The sequence below is a fragment of the Mesorhizobium sp. M0195 genome (genome assembly GCF_040322115.1).
In the GTDB taxonomy this organism is placed as follows: Bacteria; Pseudomonadota; Alphaproteobacteria; order Rhizobiales; family Rhizobiaceae; genus Mesorhizobium.
On sequence record NZ_JAMYSV010000011.1, the window covers coordinates 154,791 to 171,737 of the forward strand.

Here is a 16,947-nt window from a genome sequence, read left to right on the forward strand (position 1 = left end):
CATGGCAGACACGGTCGGCACTGCGGGCGCACCGGCGCTGTTTGGCGCCAGGAATTATCCGGCGGCGCTCGAATGGGCGGCGCGGCGGGCGGAAGCCTTCGTCATACCGCTCGCGGCGCTGATCGTCGGCATGGCGCTGTTCAGCGTATTTATCGCGCTGGTCGGCAAATCGCCGGTGCAACTCTACGAGACGATGTGGCGTGGCGGCTTCGGCTCGTGGTTCTCGATCCAGAACTCGCTGTCGCGGGCAGCACCGCTTTTATTGGCAGCGCTCTGCGTGGCGCTGCCGGCACGACTTGGCCTTGTCGTCATCGGCGGCGAAGGCGCGATCGTGCTGGGCGGCGTTGCCGCCGCCGCCATCGGCGTGGCAGTGAATGGCGCGCCGGCTTTTCTGGTCATCCTGCTGATGGGCGTGGCGGGCGTGGTCGCCGGCGGCATCTGGGTCGGTGCCGTCGGCGCACTCCGCCACTACCGCGCCGTCAACGAAACCATCTCCAGCCTGCTGATGGCCTATATCGCCATCGCGGTGATGAACCATCTGGTCGAAGGGCCGCTGCGCGATCCGGCCTCGCTCAACAAACCCTCGACCGAGCCGCTGGCGGATGCCTACCGCATCGGCAACATTCCAGGCATGGACGTGCACTGGGGCCTTGTCCTCGGTATCGTCGCCTGCGTCCTGTCCTGGCTGCTGATCGAAAAGACGCGCTGGGGGTTTGCCGCCCGCATTGCCGGCGGCAATGTCAGGGCGGCCCAGGTGCAGGGGCTTGCCGTCGGGCCGCTGATCGTCGGCTTCACCGGGCTCGCCGGCGGCTTTGCCGGGCTAGCCGGCATGCTGGAGGTCGGCGCGGTGCAAGGCAGCGCCAACGCCTCGCTCGCCGCCGGCTACGGCTATACGGGCATCCTCGTCGCCTTCCTCGCCCGCCACAATCCGCTCGCCATCATCCCGGTCGCTTTCCTGCTCGGCGGCATCGGCGCTTCCGGCGGGCTGATCCAGCGCCGCATGGACCTGCCCGACGCCACCGTGCTGGTGCTGCAGGGCATGCTCTTCGTCGTCATCCTGTTTAGCGAAACCTTTTACGGCCGCTTCAAGGTCTTCAATCCCGATCTGTGGAAGAGGGGCTCCTGATGGACGCGACCGAGATCGGCCTGTGGGGCGTGCCGCTCGCCATTCTCGGCGGCGCCATCCGCGTTTCGACGCCCTTCATCTTCGTCTCGCTTGGCGAAGCCATCACCGAGCGCTCCGGCCGCATCAATCTCGGCCTCGAAGGCACGCTGGTCTTCGGTGCCATGACCGCCTATGCCGTCGCGGTGATGACCGGCTCGCCATGGCTCGGCCTGCTGGCTGCCGCAGGTGCCGGTCTTTGCTTCGGGCTGTTCCACGGCTGGATCTGCAAATTCCGCGGGGTGAACGACATCGCCATCGGCATCGCGCTGATGCTGTTCGGCTCCGGTCTCGCCTTCTTCTTCGGCAAGCCGTTCATCCAGCCCTCGGCACCAGACCTGCCGGCCATCGCCTTCGGTGGCTGGTCGGATATCCCGCAGGTGCAGGCGGCGCTCAACGTCAACATCCTGTTCCTGATTGGTGCCGCACTTGCCGTGTTCCTATGGTGGGCGTTCCGCAACACGCGTGCCGGCCTGATCGTGCGCGTCGTCGGCGACAGCTCCGATGCGGCGCGCGCCATGGGCCTCAATCCCAACACCGTGCGCCTGCTTGCGACAGGTGTCGGCGGTGCGCTCGCCGGCATCGGCGGCGCCTATCTGTCGCTCTATTATCCCGGCAGCTGGACCGAACGCATCTCGTCGGGGCAGGGCCTGATGGCGGTGGCGCTGGTCATCTTCGCGCGCTGGAATCCGCTCGGCTGCTTTGCCGCGGCACTATTGTTCGGCGGTGCGGGCGCGCTAGGCCCGGCGTTGCAATCGGTCGGGGTCACGCAGGGCTACTACCTCTTCTACGCCGCGCCTTACATCCTCACGCTCATCATCATGATCGCCACCTCGTCGCCGAGCCGCTCGCTTGCCGGCGCGCCGGGCGAATTGTCGATCACCAAATGACTGGAGTTTTTCCGATGAACGCCAGAGCCGAGATCACCCAGCGCTACATCGATGCCGATCCCTATCCATGGCCCTATAATGGCGAGCTGCGGCGAGACAATACGGCGCTGATCATCATCGACATGCAGACCGATTTCTGCGGGCCGGGCGGCTATGTCGATCATATGGGCTACGATCTTTCGCTGGTGCGGGCGCCGATCGAGCCGATCAAGTCGGTGCTCGCAGCCATGCGGGCCAAGGGCTACACCATCATCCACACGCGCGAGGGCCACCGGCCTGATCTCGCCGACCTGCCGGCCAACAAGCGCTGGCGCTCGCGCCGCATCAATGCCGGCATCGGCGACCCCGGACCTTGCGGGCGCATCCTGGTGCGCGGCGAACCCGGCTGGGACATCATCCCCGACCTCTATCCGGCGGCGGGCGAACCGATCATCGACAAGCCGGGCAAGGGCTCGTTCTGCGCCACCGACCTCGAACTGATCCTGCACCAGCGCGGCATCGAAAACATGGTGCTGACCGGCATCACCACCGATGTCTGCGTCCACACGACGATGCGCGAGGCCAACGATCGCGGCTTCGAATGCGTGATGCTGGAGGATTGCTGCGGCGCGACCGATTACGGCAACCATCTTGCCGCGATCAAGATGATCAAGATGCAGGGCGGCGTGTTCGGCGCGGTGTCGAACTCGGCATCCTTCGTCGCGCAGCTGCCGTGAGGACACGATCTTGAGCGGAAGCATCGGCAAGAAAGCCGTCGGCGTCGAGACCATCGGCATGACCATGCGCTTCGGCGCCTTCACCGCGCTGGACGACGTCTCGATAAAGGTGCCGGCGGGATCGTTCCATGCGCTGCTCGGCGAAAACGGCGCCGGCAAGTCGACGCTGGTCAAATGCATGATGGGTTTTTATCACCCGACCGCCGGCGACATGCTGGTCGAAGGCCGCGAGGTCGCGATCGCCAGTCCCAAGGACGCTTCGGCGCTAGGGCTCGGCATGGTCTATCAGCATTTCACGCTCGTCCCGTCGCTGACCGGCGCGGAGAATTTGGTTATTTCGCGCGAGAAGGTGCCCGGGGTCATCGACTGGCGCAAGGAGCGCGCCGCACTTGCGCAATTCATGCAGCGTATGCCGTTCAAGCTGCCGCTCGACGTCAAGGTGGCCGAACTTGCGGCCGGCGAGAAGCAGAAGCTCGAAATCATCAAGCAGCTCTATCTCGGCCGCAGTTTCCTGGTGCTCGACGAGCCGACCTCGGTGCTCACTCCCGGCGAAGCGCAGGAGGTGCTTGGGCTGGTGCGCGACATGACAAGGAGCGGCGACCTTACGGTGCTGATGATCTCGCATAAATTCCACGAGGTGACGGCATTTGCCGACGACATCACAGTGCTGCGCAAGGGCAGGCTGACCGGAACCGGGAAGGTCTCCGAACTCTCCCACAAGCAGATGGCGGCGATGATGATCGGCGACCAGCCGATTTCAGCGCTCGACAGTCGTGCTCCGGTGCCGGCCGGGGCCCGGCAGGTGCTGACGGTGAAGTCGCTGAAGGCGCCCGACCGCACCGGCTTGAAAACCATCGACATCCGCGAACTCGATGTTAAGTCCGGCGAGATCGTCGGCGTTGCCGGCATCTCCGGCAACGGCCAGAAGGAGTTTCTCGAAGTCCTTGCCGGACAGCGGGCGCGCAATGCCGGCGACATTCTGGTGAAGGGCTCGCCCTATGGCGCCAGCCGCAGCGAGGCGCGCACGCTCAATGTCCGCTTCATTCCGGAGGAACCGTTGCGCAATGCCTGCGCACCGAAGATGACGGTCGCGGAAAACATGGCCTTCCGGACCTTCGACCTCGATGAGGCCGGCAAGCCGGTCAGTTGGATCAGGATGAGCGCGATCAGGGACTACGCGGCCCGTCTGGTCGAACAGTTCAAGGTCAAGACGGCATCCCTAGCTTCGCCGATTTCGTCGCTGTCGGGCGGCAATGTGCAGCGCGCGGTGCTGGCGCGCGAGCTGACCGGCGAAGTCGATCTTCTGATCGTCTCCAACCCGTGTTTCGGCCTCGACTTCTCCGCCGTGGCCGAAATCCGCGCCCGTATCATGAAGGCGCGCAATGCCGGCGCCGCGGTGCTTCTGATGTCGGAAGACCTCGACGAGCTGCTTGAACTTTCAGACCGCATCTTCGTCATGTCGGACGGTGCGCTGGTCTACGAGACGCCGATCGCGCAGGCGAGCGTACAGACGATCGGCGAGCACATGGCGGGACATCATTGATGGCGGAGATCGAGGCGCTGCCGTTTCCGTTCGCCTTCAAGCCTGAGACGATGGCGCTGGTCGTCATCGACATGCAGCGCGATTTCGCCGAGCCGGGCGGCTTCGGCGCCAGCCTCGGCAACGACGTCAGCCGGGTCACGGCGATTGTGCCGACGGTGAAGAGGCTGATCGAGGGGTTCCGCACCGCCGGCCTGCCGGTGATCCACACGATGGAGTGCCACAAGGCAGACCTTTCGGATCTGCCGCCGGCCAAGCGCAACCGCGGCAACCCATCGATCCGGATCGGCGACGTCGGTCCAATGGGTCGCGTGCTGATCGTCGGCGAGCCGGGAACGGCGATCCTCGATGAACTTGCGCCACTGCCCGGCGAGATCGTCATCGAAAAACCCGGCAAGGGCGCATTCTATGCCACCACCTTCGGCGACGACCTAAAGCGGCTCGGCGCACAGCAACTGGTCTTTGCCGGAGTGACGACGGAGGTCTGCGTGCAGACGACGATGCGCGAGGCCAACGACCGCGGCTATGAATGCCTGCTCGCCGAGGATGCGACGGAGAGCTATTTTCCCGAGTTCAAGGCGGCAGCGCTGGCCATGATCAGGGCGCAGGGCGCCATCGTCGGCTGGACCGCAACGACCGATCAGGTGCTCGAGGGAATTTCCAATGCCTAACATTGCATACCGGGCTCTCATTCAGGGGGGCTGGCGCGACCTGCCGTTCGAGCATTTCCGCGATGGCATTACGGTGCATTGGCTGCTCAAGGGCGGACCGACGGAACCGTCGGTGGCGATCCTGAACTACCGGGCGGGCGCCGGCGTGCCGCGTCATCGCCATGCCGGGCTGGAAACGATCATCGTGCTGGAAGGCACACAGAGCGACGAGAACGGCGATTATGCCGCGGGCAGCGTGATCCTGAACCCGGTCGGAACCGAGCATTCGGTGTGGACAAAAGACGGCTGCGTCGTACTCATCCAGTGGAACCTGCCGGTAGTCATTCTGGACGAGGCCAAATGAGCGACATCCGCTTCGATATAGCGAGCTTGCACGCCGCCTATCAGGCCGGCGTCGGCATCGGCGAGGTGATCGATACGATCCATGCGCGGCTTGCGACAGCCGACGATCCGGGCATCTTCATTCATCTGGCGAGCAGGGCGGAGATGCTTGCCGAAGCAGAAAAGCTCGGCCCATTCGACCCCCTGGCAAAGCCGCTGTGGGGCGTACCATTCGCGGTCAAGGACAACATCGATGTCGCCGGCATGCCGACGACGGCAGCATGTGCGGAATATGCCTCCTTGCCGGTAAAAGACGCCAACGTCGTCGCACGCCTCAAGGCCGCCGGCGCGCTGGTCGTCGGCAAGAGCAATCTCGACCAGTTCGCCACCGGCCTCGTCGGCGTGCGCACGCCCTATCCGATCCCGAGGAACGCGATCGATCCAAAACTGGTGCCGGGCGGCTCTTCGTGCGGCTCGGCCGTGGCGACGGCACGCGGCATCGTCTCGTTCGCGCTCGGCACCGACACCGCTGGCTCGGGGCGCATACCCGCCGGCCTCAACAACATTGTCGGGCTGAAGCCGAGCGTCGGCGCGCTGTCGGCTGCCGGCGTCGTGCCGGCCTGCCGGACACTCGACTGCGTCTCGGTGTTCGCGCTCACCGTCGACGACGCCTACAGGGTGTTCGAGATCGCGGCGGCAAAGGACAACGCCGATCCCTATTCGCGCGACTTCGCCATTCAGGCCCTTGCCGCGCGCCCGCCGGTGCTGACGGTCGGCGTGCCGGCCAGGGCCGACTGGACGTTCTTCGGCGACCAGGCGATGCAGGCGGGCTTCGAGGCCGCTCTTGCCGCGCTGGAAGAGCTGGGCTGCAGGCTGGTCGAAATCCCGTTCGGCGATTTCTACGCCACCGCCAATCTGCTTTACGAGGGCGCCTGGGTGGCGGAGCGTTACGCCGCGATCAAGGACTTCATGGAAGCCAACGAGGCGGCCATGCATCCGGTGACGCGGCAGATCATCGGCGGTGCGCGAAAGCTTTCGGCGGTGGACGCTTTCAACGGGCTCTATGCCTTGCAAGGCTATAAGGCCAAGCTCGCGCCGGTCATCGCCTCGGTCGACTTATTCTGTGTGCCGACCGCGCCGACGCATTATACGGTTGAAGCGGTGTTGGCTGACCCCATCGTCACCAACAGCCGGCTCGGCACCTACACCAACTTCGTCAATCTGCTCGACTTGTGCGGCATTTCGGTGCCGAGCGGAACTCGTAGCGACGGTTTGCCGATGAGCGTCACCTTGCTTGCCGCGGCGGGCAAGGACCATCTGACGGCGTCGCTTGCGCGCGATGTGCATGCGGCAAGCGGCCTTTCGCTAGGCGCTACCGGCTGGCCGCTGCCGCCGCGTGGCAATGCTCGCGCGGACGTGGATGAAGGCACGATCGAGCTGGCCGTGGTCGGCGCGCATCTGTCGGGGATGGCGTTGAACGGCCAGCTGCAGCAGCTCGGCGCCATGTTCGCGCGGGCTGCGAGAACGGCGCCGCTCTACCGGCTTTACGCGCTTGCCGGCCAGTCGGTGCCGCGACCGGGGCTCGAGCGGACCTGCAATGGCAAGGGGACAGCGATCGAGGTCGAAGTCTGGCGGCTCTCGCCGCAAGCCTTCGGGCGCTTCGTCGCCGCGATCCCGCCGCCGCTCGGCATTGGGACGCTTCTGCTCGACGATGGAACGTCGCCAAAAGGCTTCCTCGTCGAAAGTGCCGGCCTCACCGATGCAAAGGAGATCTCGCATTTCGGCGGCTGGCGCAGTTTCATGGCGGATCAGCAGCTGCGGAGCTGACGCTATCACTCGACCTTTTGCCGGAACTTCGAATGGACTGCTGAGTAATCCAGAGCGGAACGTATAAAGTCGCGCTGGTTGAAAACTTCGATGCCTTCGCAGCATATGGGCGGATGACAATTCGACGTGGAATCTTTCCCTTTATCATTGGAACTGGCGTCGGTTCGCTTGGTGGACTGATTGGGCTTGGCGGGGCAGAGTTCCGCCTTCCGTTCCTGATTGGCCTGTTTCGCTTTGCCGCCCTCGAAGCTGTGATCCTGAACAAGGCGACCAGTTTGGTCGTCGTCGCCACGGCATTGCCGTTCCGAGCAGCGGCGGTGCCGCTGCCTTCCGTCGCGGCGCAATGGCCGATCATACTCAATCTGTTGACCGGCAGCCTTCTAGGCGCTTGGTTCGGAGCAGGATGGGCAACGAAATTGAAGTCGCAAACGCTCTACAGGGTGATTGCCGGTTTGCTGGTGTTGATCGCTATCGTTCTGGTCTTTGGTCACGACCCGAGCGCGACAGGCAAACCGCTGTTCAGTGGTGCGGCACTGATCGTCGCCGGCATCATTGCCGGCTTTGCAATCGGCATCGTGGCATCTCTGCTAGGCGTGGCAGGAGGCGAGCTTCTTATCCCGACACTGGTTCTCCTGTTCGGCGCCGATATTAAGCTGGCGGGCTCTCTGTCGCTTGCGGTGAGCTTGCCAACCATGCTCGTGGGCTTCACCCGCTACAGCCGGGATCAAAGCTTTTCAGTGATCGGCAGGAACAAGACGTTCTTGCTTGTCATGGCAGCGGGTTCAATTGTCGGAACGTTCATCGGGGGCTTGCTGCTCGGCATTGTGCCGGAGCAAGTCCTCTTGCCAATCTTGGCCGCAATCCTGATCATTTCGGCATATAAGATCTGGCGGCACAACTAGGCACAGAAACTGACCCAGGACCGATGGTCGAATCTTGCCGGCTGGCGTCCAGCCGGCCATCACTCGACCCTTTGCCGAAACTTCGAGTGACAGCTCGAGCAATCCTGCAGGATGAGATGCAGGAGGTGCTCCGCCGGCAATTTAGTGGAATCGGCTTCCGCGAGTGATGGTCGCTTGCCAAGCAGGCTGCCACCGCCCATCGCCAGGCCGGACCCCATTCTCATGTCGTCGGTGATGCGCGGCGGCGCCCGCTCGGCGTCGGAGGCCAGAGCGCGGGCCAGCGTCCCGATATGACGAGCCAGTGCTTCGAACTCCGCGCGGGCGGGGTCGATATCCGGCTTGGCGCCTGAAGGCGCACCCAACGTCGCGCGGGGGAATTCGGCAATCAAGGCAGGGCCGGTGCGGGCGCGGATGGTCTCGGCCGCCGCCTTGAAGGCTGCGGCGTCGTATGCCCGCTTGCCGTCGAACATCCCGGCGATCGTCTTTGCCGCCTCGGCCATTTCCTTCATCGAGGTCTGGCGAGCCTCGATGATCGCATCACGGTCCGAATGGGCGGCGGCGAGCACGACAGAGACGCAGGCAAGCGACAGCACTGTTGCAGCAGCTGCGAGCCTCACTGCGCCATGCCTTGTCCCGCCAGCTCGTCGATGATCGGGCAATCCGGCCGCTCGTCGCCGTGGCAGTGACTGACCAGATGGTGGAGCAAGCCGCGCAATCCGACCAGTTCGGCGATCTTCCTGTCGATCTCCACCAGCTTGGCTTTCGCGATCGCCTTCACGTCGGCGCTGTCACGTTCCCTGTCCTGGTACAGCGAGAGCAACTGGCGGCATTCGTCGACCGAAAACCCCAGGCTTCGCGAGCGCTGCAGGAAGCGCAGCCGGTGAATATCGGCCGTCGAGTAATCGCGATAGCCATTGTCTGTCCGGGCCGGATGCAAGAGCCCGATGTCCTCGTAATAACGGATCGTCTTGGACGGCAGGCCGGATTTTTCGGATGCGATACCGATGTTCATGGCGGAAATCTCCTTTGTCAGAGGAAATAGACCTTCCAGTAGATGGAAGGTCAACATGATGTGGCGATTTTGGATGCCCGACGCAACCGCCCACCGGCTCCAACCGTTTGCCTGCCAACAGCACGTGCTGAACCTTCGGGAAGAAATCAGTTTTCGGAAACGTTTATCGAACAGCTCAATCCGGTGTTCGACATCGGTGTCAATAACCAAAGACCCTCCGGCGGCACACCGTGCATACGCCGAGGAGACAGAATATGTCCGTCAAAGCCTATATCAACCGGATCGCGACAGCGGTGCCGGAGCACGAGGTTCATCAATTCTACCTGCGTTTTGCGGCCTCGATGCTCGCGGCCGATCGCCGGAGGATCTTCGAACGCATGGCCGATCTTGCCGGCATCGAGCACCGCTATTCCTGCTTTGCGCCGGCGTCCGACCCCGAGGGACCGTCCGCCGACCTAGCGGGGACGTTCATCCGCGGTGCGTTTCCCGGAACGGCGATGAGAATGGCAATGTTCGACGATGCAGCACCTGTTCTGGCGCAAAAGGGCATCGACGGATTGCAGCTTGGCGACGACGCCTCCCGCATCACCCATTTGATCGTCACCACCTGCACCGGTTTTTCGGCGCCGGGCATCGATCTCGAACTGGTTGCCCGGTGTGGGCTGCCGGATAGTGTCGAACGCACGATGATCGGGTTCATGGGTTGCTACGCGGCAATCAACGGCCTCAAGCTGGCCCACCACATCGTCCGCTCCGACCCACAGGCCAAGGTCCTGCTGGTCAATATCGAGCTCTGCACGATGCATCTGCGCGAAACCACTGAACTCGAAAAACTGCTGTCGTTCTGCCTTTGGGGTGACGGCTGCGCGGCCGCGCTCGTGACCGCCGAGCCGGCCGGCATCGAGCTCGATAGCTTTCACTGTCTGGTGGCGAGGGAGCGGCGGGAGCTGATGCGCTGGAACATTCGCGACCACGGCTTCGAAATGGTTCTTTCCGGCCAGGTTCCGGCAGCCATTCATGAAGCGTTGCGGAGCAACCAGGCCGCCATCCTCGGCGGTCGATCGGCGGAAGACATCGACCTTTGGGCCGTGCACCCGGGTGGACGTTCGGTTCTCGACGCCGTCGAAAGGGCCCTGAAACTGGTGTCCACCGCGCTGGACCCATCGCGCGAGGTGTTGCGCCGGTATGGGAACATGTCGTCCGCGACCGTCATGTTCGTGATGAAGGAGATGTTGAAGGCGCCACCCGGCCTGCTCGGGTGCGGCATGTCGTTCGGACCAGGATTGACGGCGGAAACCATGCTCTTTCGAACGGTGTCATGAGCGGCCTGGAGCGTCGGCAGCTTGCGCCGGAAATCCTCGACGGACTTGCTGCCGACGATCCGCGAGCGCTTGTCGCGCGCCGCGACCTTCGTCGCATCAATATGCTGATGTTTCAGGCGCCGATCATGACGTCGTTGCTCAGGAGGTTCGTGCCAAAACCGCCACGCCGCATCCTGGAGATCGGCGCCGGCGATGGCTCCTTCATGCTGGCGGTGGCGCGGCGCATGGCCAGGCATTGGCCCGGGGTCGAACTGGTAATGCTCGACCGCGTCGACCTTGTCACGGCGCAACTGCGCGGTGATTTCGACAGGCTGGGATGGAAGGCCGAAGGCGTCACCGCCGATGTCTTCGACTGGGCAGGAAAGATCGAGGGCGTGCGGTTCGATGCCATGACCGTCAATCTGTTTCTGCATCATCTCGACGATGCGAAGCTCGTGCGTCTGTTTTCGCTGATCAGGCCGAAAGCCCCGTTGCTCATCGCGACAGAGCCGCTGCGGGCGAAACTGGCGCTGGCCGCGACCCGTCTTCTCCCGGCAATCGGCGCCAACGACGTCACACGAAACGACGCGGCTCAGAGCGTGCGTGCCGGCTTTCGCGGCAGCGAGCTTTCCGGCCTCTGGCTTGCGGCCAACGGCAAACCGGTCGAGGAACGGCGCGCTGGCCTGTTTTCCCATATCTTCGTCGGCGCCAGCGCCAGTAACGAGCCATGACGCGATTGTCGACCCATGATGCGATCATCATAGGCGCCGGCCCGGCGGGCACATCTGTCGCGCTCACGCTGGCCCGGCGCGGATGGGCCGCGGCCATTGTGGAGAAGACCGCATTTCCGCGCCGCAAGGTCTGCGGCGAATACATCTCGGCAAGCAATCTTGCGCTTCTCGACCAGCTGGAGATCGGCGATGCCTGGCGTGCCAATGCCGGCCCCGAAATCCGCCGCGTCGGTTTGTTTTCCGGTGAGACCTCCGTCGAGGCTGCAATGCCTGGTGCAGGAGCTGGGTCTCGTGCGAAACACGGCTTCGGCCGGGCGCTCGGCCGGGACATTCTCGACTCTCTGCTTCTACAGGCGGCGCGATCGGCGGGCGTCGAAATCTTCCAGCCCTGCCGCGCCGTCGCCATCGACCGGGATGGTGAGATGCAACGTGTACGAGTTCAGGCCGGGGATGAAGCGGTGATGTTGCGTGCGCCGGTGATTGTCGCCGCACACGGCTCCTGGGAGCCGGGACCATTACCCAGCCAGCTCGCAAAGACCAATCGGCCGTCGGACTTGCTCGGCTTCAAGGCGCATTTCACCGGGTCGTCGCTCGCACCGGATTTGATGCCTCTGCTGGCTTTTCCCGGCGGCTATGGCGGCATGGTCTCGGCGGATCATGGACGGTTGTCGATCTCGTGCTGCATTCGCCGCGATGTGCTCGCGCGGCTGCGTAAACAACATGACCCCGAACACCGGAGCCATGTGTCAGCCGCCGATGTGGTCTCGCGCCATCTCATGAATTCATGCCGGGGCGTGCGAGACGCCCTGGAACCGGCGCACCTCGACGGCCCGTGGCTTGCCGCGGGTCCGATCCGGCCGGGAATTCGCTCCTGCTACGAACAGGACATCTTCCGGGTCGGCAATGCAGCCGGAGAGTCTCATCCCGTTATCGCCGAGGGCATCTCGATGGCGCTTCAGTCCGGCTGGCTGCTGGCTAGCGAACTCGCATCCGCGCCAAGTGGCCAAGCGGGGCGCGAGGCCGCCGCCAGACGCTACGAGGCGGCCTGGAAAAGACTGTTTTCGACCCGGGTCTACGCTGCCGCTGCTATTGCCGGAATTGCCCTTCGCCCCGGCAGCGCCACCGCGATGGCGGCGATCGTCCGGAATTTCCCGCAGGCGCTGACATTGGGCGCGCAACTGAGCGGCAAGACCAAGCCGGTTCCCGGCTTTGCCTGACGAGCGGCGCGCATGAGGGCACGCCCAAAACAGGGTGACCATCCTGTTTTGGCTCGCAGGTGTTTTGGTGACAGACGTGCCATGTTCGGCCTAGGCTGGCCTCAAAGCCTGCGAGATCGAGACGGTCGAGGAACGGGACGCCCAGCAATAACATTAACGCCATCACATCGGGGCAGACTATGCAGCAAGCCATTACGTCGGACGGCCTTCGCCGGGTGGTGCTTGTCGTCGCGCTGCTGAACCTCGGTTACTTCGGCATCGAATTCGCCGTGGCGCTGGCGATCGGCTCGGTGTCGCTGTTCGCCGACAGCGTCGATTTTCTGGAAGATGCCTCGGTCAATCTCCTGATACTGCTCGCCATGGGCTGGTCGCTGCGTGCCCGCTCGCGGGTCGGCATGGCGCTGGCGCTTATCCTTCTGGTGCCCGGCCTGGCGACGCTGTGGACCGCGTGGGAAAAGTTCAACATGCCGGTGCCGCCGCAGCCGGCAGCGCTGACGCTGGCGGGGTTGGGCGCCTTGGCGGTCAACCTGTCGTGCGCCTACATGCTGGCGCGCTACCGCCGTCACAGCGGCAGTCTTACCAGGGCGGCATTCCTTTCGGCCCGCAACGACGCCGTCGCCAACATCGCGATCATACTGGCCGGGTTGATAACTGCCTTCCTATGGCGCTCGGCATGGCCGGATTTGATCGTCGGCCTCGGAATTGCGGCGCTGAACGCAGACGCGGCGCGCGAGGTCTGGGAGGCAGCGCGGGAGGAGCACCGAGCCGGTTCGTGAAGCCCAAACGCCCAGCGCGCTGCCGGATTGCCAATCCGCCAATGCGGGCCCCTATACCGGCCAGCAGTCAGCCAGAAACTTGCGCGATCTCTAATATAATCGCACCCTTTCAAAGCGGTCGGAGGGAGAACCGCTCATACGTAAAAATCGGGCGGAAAAACCATGAACAGCATGAGCCTCACCACACTTGGACGAAGTCGACCGGGTCGAAGCGGTGAAACGATGAACCGCTCTAGGCCACGCACGTCATCAAAAGGCCCGCGCTCCGAAAAGGACGCGGGCCGGTTTTCGTCGGCATGCGCTAGGCAGGTATCAAGACGGCGATGCGGTGGATGCCGACCACCTTGCTGGTGTTGGCTGCCGCGTCGGTCTTGCCCTTGGAGCAGGTATATACGTCACCTTCCTTGAGCTTGAATTCCTTGTCGGCTTTCTTGATCGTGAATTCACCGGCGGCAATGGTGCACACCATGTCGTTGTCCATCACCATTGCAGGGGCGGCTGCTCCCGGCTGGAAGACCACATCGACAATTGAGATGCTCTTGTAGGCGGGGATGTCGGAATTGCCGGTGCCGACCTCGACCACCCTGACGCCGGGGGCTATCTCCTTGCCTTCCTTCGGGCCGTATTTCTTGACCTTTGCAGCAGCCGCCAGCGTGAACAAAGGCGTTACCGCTGCCGCCGTCACGCCGAGCGCAATTGCAGACCTGCGATTTAGGGTTTTCATGGCATCCTCCCATTATATTGGCCACGCACCAATGCGCATGACCACAATACATTAGCACATATGCAGGTAATTGCAGCACGACGTTTCGGAGCTTCCGGGAGCGAGACCGCCCCTCGGTCGAATGCGACCGAATAGCAAACAATTCCATGCTATGCTGGCGAGCCATCAAACGGGCGACGGGGGATAGCAATGTTGGAAACGGACAAGGTGTTCGCTGGCTCAATTCCGGAAAACTACGACCGCTACATGGTGCCGTTGATTTTCGAGCCGTTCGCCGCAGATCTTGCACGACGAGCAGCGTCCTTGTCGCCAAGCGCCGTTCTGGAAACCGCTGCAGGTACCGGGGTTGTCACCCGCGCATTGGCGCCAACACTGTCCGCCGATGCAAGCTATGTCGTAACCGACCTCAACCAGCCGATGCTCGACTACGCCGCTTCGCGGCAAGCTCCCGACGATCGCATCAAATGGCGTCAGGCTGATGCTCTGGCGCTACCGTTCGAAAATGCGGCCTTCGATCTCGTTTGTTGTCAGTTCGGTGCGATGTTCTTTCCCAACCGCTCATCTGCCTACCGCGAAGCCCGGCGAGTCCTAAAGCCCGGAGGACATTTTCTATTCAGCGTATGGGATCGCATCGAAGAGAATGTATTTGCGAACGATGTGACGAATGCTCTGGCGAGGATTTTTCCGAACGATCCGCCGCGCTTTCTGGCACGCACGCCGCATGGCTACCACGATACGGCACTGATCCGTAGCGAGCTGGAGGACGCAGGTTTTTCCGGTGTGGTGATCGAGACGAGGGCCGAACAAAGCCGGGCCTCCTCGCCGCGCCTTCCGGCCGTTGCTTATTGCCAGGGCACTCTCCTTCGCAACGAAATCGAGGCCAGAGAGGCGGGGAAGCTGGACGCTGCAACCGACTATGCCGCAGCCGCCATTGCAGACAGGCATGGCAGCGGCAAGGTTGCTGCCAAAATTCAGGCTCACATAGTGATGGCAGTGGTCTAGGTGCTGGATATCCCGCTCCGGCACTTGGCGACATTCAGCTGCTGCGCGGCAAACATCTTGCCGCTGTCCCGAAATCTCAGACGGTAACCGTTCATTCGCCCGAGTGGCAGGTCGACAAGTGCCGGGTCGATAATCACCGGTCTGATCGATCGCCGGGGCTCGATGACGGTGGCTGCCGGCCGCAAGATTCTGGTCGGCCCGGCTTCACTTTCGCAGCCATGGCCGACTCCGCCCAGCAAGGTCTAGTCATTTCGCTTTCTTGACTCGGCCGACAAAAACGGGCAGCAAAGTCATCATTGGACGGCAGTTTTGCCAACTATGCAGGTTTTGGAGGGCGTTTTTTGGTGTGACCGTCGCCCAATCGGCGGTCGGTAGAGGGATTGGTTAACCAACTTTGTCCATCTTTTGAATCAATCGGCAACAGACGCGAAGCGTGCTGGGGGCACCAGGCGAACTGTGAATGTCACGGCTGCGAAATCCGCTAGCCGGCATCGGCCGATTGAGAGTGGTTGAATGGCGTTTGTAAGTGCGAAAACCCGGGGTGACAGTCCTGCAACTGGATTGACTTCGATGAGGCCCGGCCTGCGCTGGGTCGCGGTTCCGGCCGTCGGCGCAGCCATTGCTTTATGGTCGGTGGCGACCTTGGCCGGCCTTTATTCGATGGGAACCTCGCTCACCGCGGCCTCCAACGGTCTCCCGCAAAGCCTGCTCGCGCCGCGCACCATCGCGCTCGCCGATCCTCGCCGCAGCCTTGCAAAGGCGCAGGCCCCGACATGGGCCGCAGCAAACGCGGCGCTGTCGGCCAAGCTGCTGCAGCACGGGTGCGATGCCAACTGCCTGCTGTCAGCTTCGAACTTCGTTCACCAGGGAAAATCGGCGCGTCTCAAGCGCAATACGGTGCCGCTTGTCGCCGATGCATCGCGGCGATCGAGCTTCGACGACGTGGTGGCCAAAGCAGGGCTGTCGCCGCAAAAGCTTGCCGCCGCCTTTGCCCGTGCCGGCTCACCCGTCATGCTCGCAAGCCTGCCGGCCGCCGCCCGGTTCGCCGAGCCGGTACGCATACCCGACCCGAACGGCCCGGCATCCGTGCGCTTCGGGCCGGCGGTGGCGGAGATTGAACGTTCGTCGCGCCTGGCGCTGGCGCTGGCGAATACATTGCCCGAGCAGATGATCGACGTGCTTCCGGCAGCCGTCGTGGCAAGCGAGCCGGCAGCTTCGCAAGGGCCGCAAGAGCCTGAGGTCCAACTGGCCTCGCTGCCGCCGCAGGACGACATGCCCGACAGCGTTCCGCTGCCGACCCTGCGTCCGCAGGCGGACATCGATGAGCCGGCGCCCCAGGCTCAAGCCTCGAAAGACCGGGCGCCAAAGGATCAGGCATCAAAGGCCCAGGCATCAAAGGCCCAGGTAGCAAAAACGGAGCCGCCCCAGAAATCCAGGGCCCAGGCATCCAGGGCGAGCAAGGTCCAGACGGCCGACGCTCCGCCGGTCGAGACGCTACCCGGCAGCCTGTCGCCTCGCAATTCGTCACAAGCGGCAGTGCCGGCCGTGTCGGGCAAACGGTCGAAGACGCAGGGCGGCGACATGCTGGCCTATGCCAAGCCCGACATGCCTTCCGGCGGACTCGGCGGAGCCTTCAGGAACCTGTTCACCACGCCCAACATGGGCAGCGGCGTCGCCGTCTACGACATCTCGGCCAAGACCGTCTATATGCCCGACGGCTCACGGCTGGAGGCACATTCGGGACTGGGCGCGATGGTCGACCAGCCGCGCTACGTTCACAAGAAGAATGTCGGTCCGACGCCGCCCGACACCTACAATCTGACGCTGCGGGAATCGCGCTTCCACGGTGTCGAGGCGATCCGTCTGACGCCGGCCAGCGGCAGCAACAAATATGGCCGCGACGGCCTGCTCGCCCACACCTACATGCTGCGCGGCGGGCGCGCCGAATCCAATGGCTGCGTCGTCTTCAAGGACTATGCCCGCTTCCTCGCCGCCTACAAGAAAGGCAAGATCAAGCGCCTTGTCGTCGTGCCGCGCCTGTCGAAGCCGCTGACACGCGTCGCCCAAGAGGGGCCTGTTGCGCAGTAACCGGGGATGTTTGGATGGGGCGGGATCGCAGGGATTTCGCTCGTCTTTGTGAGCTCCGCCCCCTTGT

17 protein-coding genes are annotated in these 16,947 nt (G+C 63.5%); 14 read left to right on the forward strand and 3 right to left on the reverse strand.

The genetic code is table 11. The features are described 5' to 3' along the window. Position 1: 1 nt before the first annotated feature. From NKJ12_RS21140 to NKJ12_RS21175, 8 genes are all read left to right on the forward strand, one after another. On the forward strand, positions 2–1,126 hold the full coding sequence (locus NKJ12_RS21140; protein WP_352704825.1) for an ABC transporter permease: 1,125 nt from the start codon (positions 2–4) through the stop codon (positions 1,124–1,126). Further along, on the forward strand, positions 1,126–2,052 hold the full coding sequence (locus NKJ12_RS21145) for an ABC transporter permease (protein ID WP_352587285.1): 927 nt from the start codon (positions 1,126–1,128) through the stop codon (positions 2,050–2,052). The genes NKJ12_RS21140 and NKJ12_RS21145 overlap by 1 nt, the downstream gene beginning before the upstream one ends. A gap of 14 nt (positions 2,053–2,066) precedes the next feature. Next, positions 2,067–2,768 carry a biuret amidohydrolase gene (biuH, locus tag NKJ12_RS21150; RefSeq protein ID WP_352704827.1) on the forward strand — a complete coding sequence of 234 codons (702 nt, stop codon included), beginning with the start codon at positions 2,067–2,069 and terminating at the stop codon, positions 2,766–2,768. A 10-nt stretch (positions 2,769–2,778) separates the two neighbouring features. Continuing rightward, positions 2,779–4,311, forward strand: coding sequence for an ABC transporter ATP-binding protein (locus tag NKJ12_RS21155; protein ID WP_352704829.1), 1,533 nt, complete (start codon positions 2,779–2,781; stop codon positions 4,309–4,311). Further along, positions 4,311–4,979, forward strand: a complete 669-nt coding sequence (locus tag NKJ12_RS21160) for a cysteine hydrolase family protein (protein WP_352704831.1) — start codon at positions 4,311–4,313, stop codon at positions 4,977–4,979. The genes NKJ12_RS21155 and NKJ12_RS21160 overlap by 1 nt, the downstream gene beginning before the upstream one ends. Continuing rightward, positions 4,972–5,322 (forward strand): cupin domain-containing protein, encoded by a 351-nt coding sequence (locus NKJ12_RS21165; protein WP_352475666.1) that lies wholly within the window; start codon positions 4,972–4,974, stop codon positions 5,320–5,322. Before NKJ12_RS21160 ends, NKJ12_RS21165 begins: the two co-directional genes overlap by 8 nt. Beyond that, complete coding sequence (gene atzF, locus NKJ12_RS21170; protein WP_352704833.1) at positions 5,319–7,127, forward strand: allophanate hydrolase; 1,809 nt, start codon at positions 5,319–5,321, stop codon at positions 7,125–7,127. The genes NKJ12_RS21165 and atzF overlap by 4 nt, the downstream gene beginning before the upstream one ends. Positions 7,128–7,240: 113 nt before the next feature. Continuing rightward, positions 7,241–8,029 (forward strand): sulfite exporter TauE/SafE family protein, encoded by a 789-nt coding sequence (locus NKJ12_RS21175; protein WP_352704835.1) that lies wholly within the window; start codon positions 7,241–7,243, stop codon positions 8,027–8,029. A 59-nt stretch (positions 8,030–8,088) separates the two neighbouring features. Here NKJ12_RS21175 and NKJ12_RS21180 read toward each other — a convergent pair whose 3' ends face one another. Both NKJ12_RS21180 and cueR read right to left on the reverse strand, forming a co-directional pair. Beyond that, entirely contained in the window at positions 8,089–8,646 is a 558-nt protein-coding gene (locus NKJ12_RS21180; protein WP_352704837.1) for a cytochrome c, read from the reverse strand. Next, on the reverse strand, positions 8,643–9,041 hold the full coding sequence (gene cueR, locus NKJ12_RS21185; RefSeq protein ID WP_352704839.1) for a Cu(I)-responsive transcriptional regulator: 399 nt from the start codon (positions 9,039–9,041) through the stop codon (positions 8,643–8,645). The genes NKJ12_RS21180 and cueR overlap by 4 nt, the downstream gene beginning before the upstream one ends. Positions 9,042–9,295: 254 nt before the next feature. Here cueR and NKJ12_RS21190 point away from each other — a divergent pair, with 254 nt between their 5' ends. The 4 genes from NKJ12_RS21190 to NKJ12_RS21205 all read left to right on the forward strand — a co-directional run bounded on the left by NKJ12_RS21190 (position 9,296) and on the right by NKJ12_RS21205 (position 13,066). After that, positions 9,296–10,363: a type III polyketide synthase gene (locus tag NKJ12_RS21190; RefSeq protein ID WP_352507106.1), complete on the forward strand. Its 1,068-nt coding sequence runs from the start codon at positions 9,296–9,298 to the stop codon at positions 10,361–10,363. Beyond that, entirely contained in the window at positions 10,360–11,073 is a 714-nt protein-coding gene (locus tag NKJ12_RS21195; protein WP_352507107.1) for a methyltransferase domain-containing protein, read from the forward strand. Before NKJ12_RS21190 ends, NKJ12_RS21195 begins: the two co-directional genes overlap by 4 nt. Next, on the forward strand, positions 11,070–12,290 hold the full coding sequence (locus tag NKJ12_RS21200) for an NAD(P)/FAD-dependent oxidoreductase (RefSeq protein ID WP_352689615.1): 1,221 nt from the start codon (positions 11,070–11,072) through the stop codon (positions 12,288–12,290). The genes NKJ12_RS21195 and NKJ12_RS21200 overlap by 4 nt, the downstream gene beginning before the upstream one ends. Positions 12,291–12,469: 179 nt before the next feature. Beyond that, entirely contained in the window at positions 12,470–13,066 is a 597-nt protein-coding gene (locus NKJ12_RS21205; RefSeq protein ID WP_352507109.1) for a cation efflux transmembrane domain-containing protein, read from the forward strand. Positions 13,067–13,367: 301 nt separating this feature from the next. Here the strand turns inward: NKJ12_RS21205 and NKJ12_RS21210 are convergent, their stop codons facing one another. Next, positions 13,368–13,790, reverse strand: a complete 423-nt coding sequence (locus tag NKJ12_RS21210) for a hypothetical protein (protein WP_352507110.1) — start codon at positions 13,788–13,790, stop codon at positions 13,368–13,370. Between the two features lie 189 nt (positions 13,791–13,979). Between NKJ12_RS21210 and NKJ12_RS21215 the strand changes: the two genes are divergently transcribed. Together NKJ12_RS21215 and NKJ12_RS32295 are read left to right on the forward strand one after the other, a co-directional pair. Beyond that, positions 13,980–14,792: a class I SAM-dependent methyltransferase gene (locus tag NKJ12_RS21215; protein ID WP_352507111.1), complete on the forward strand. Its 813-nt coding sequence runs from the start codon at positions 13,980–13,982 to the stop codon at positions 14,790–14,792. A gap of 1,707 nt (positions 14,793–16,499) precedes the next feature. Further along, on the forward strand, positions 16,500–16,880 hold the full coding sequence (locus NKJ12_RS32295) for a DUF2778 domain-containing protein (RefSeq protein ID WP_502905723.1): 381 nt from the start codon (positions 16,500–16,502) through the stop codon (positions 16,878–16,880). Positions 16,881–16,947: the final 67 nt, after the last annotated feature.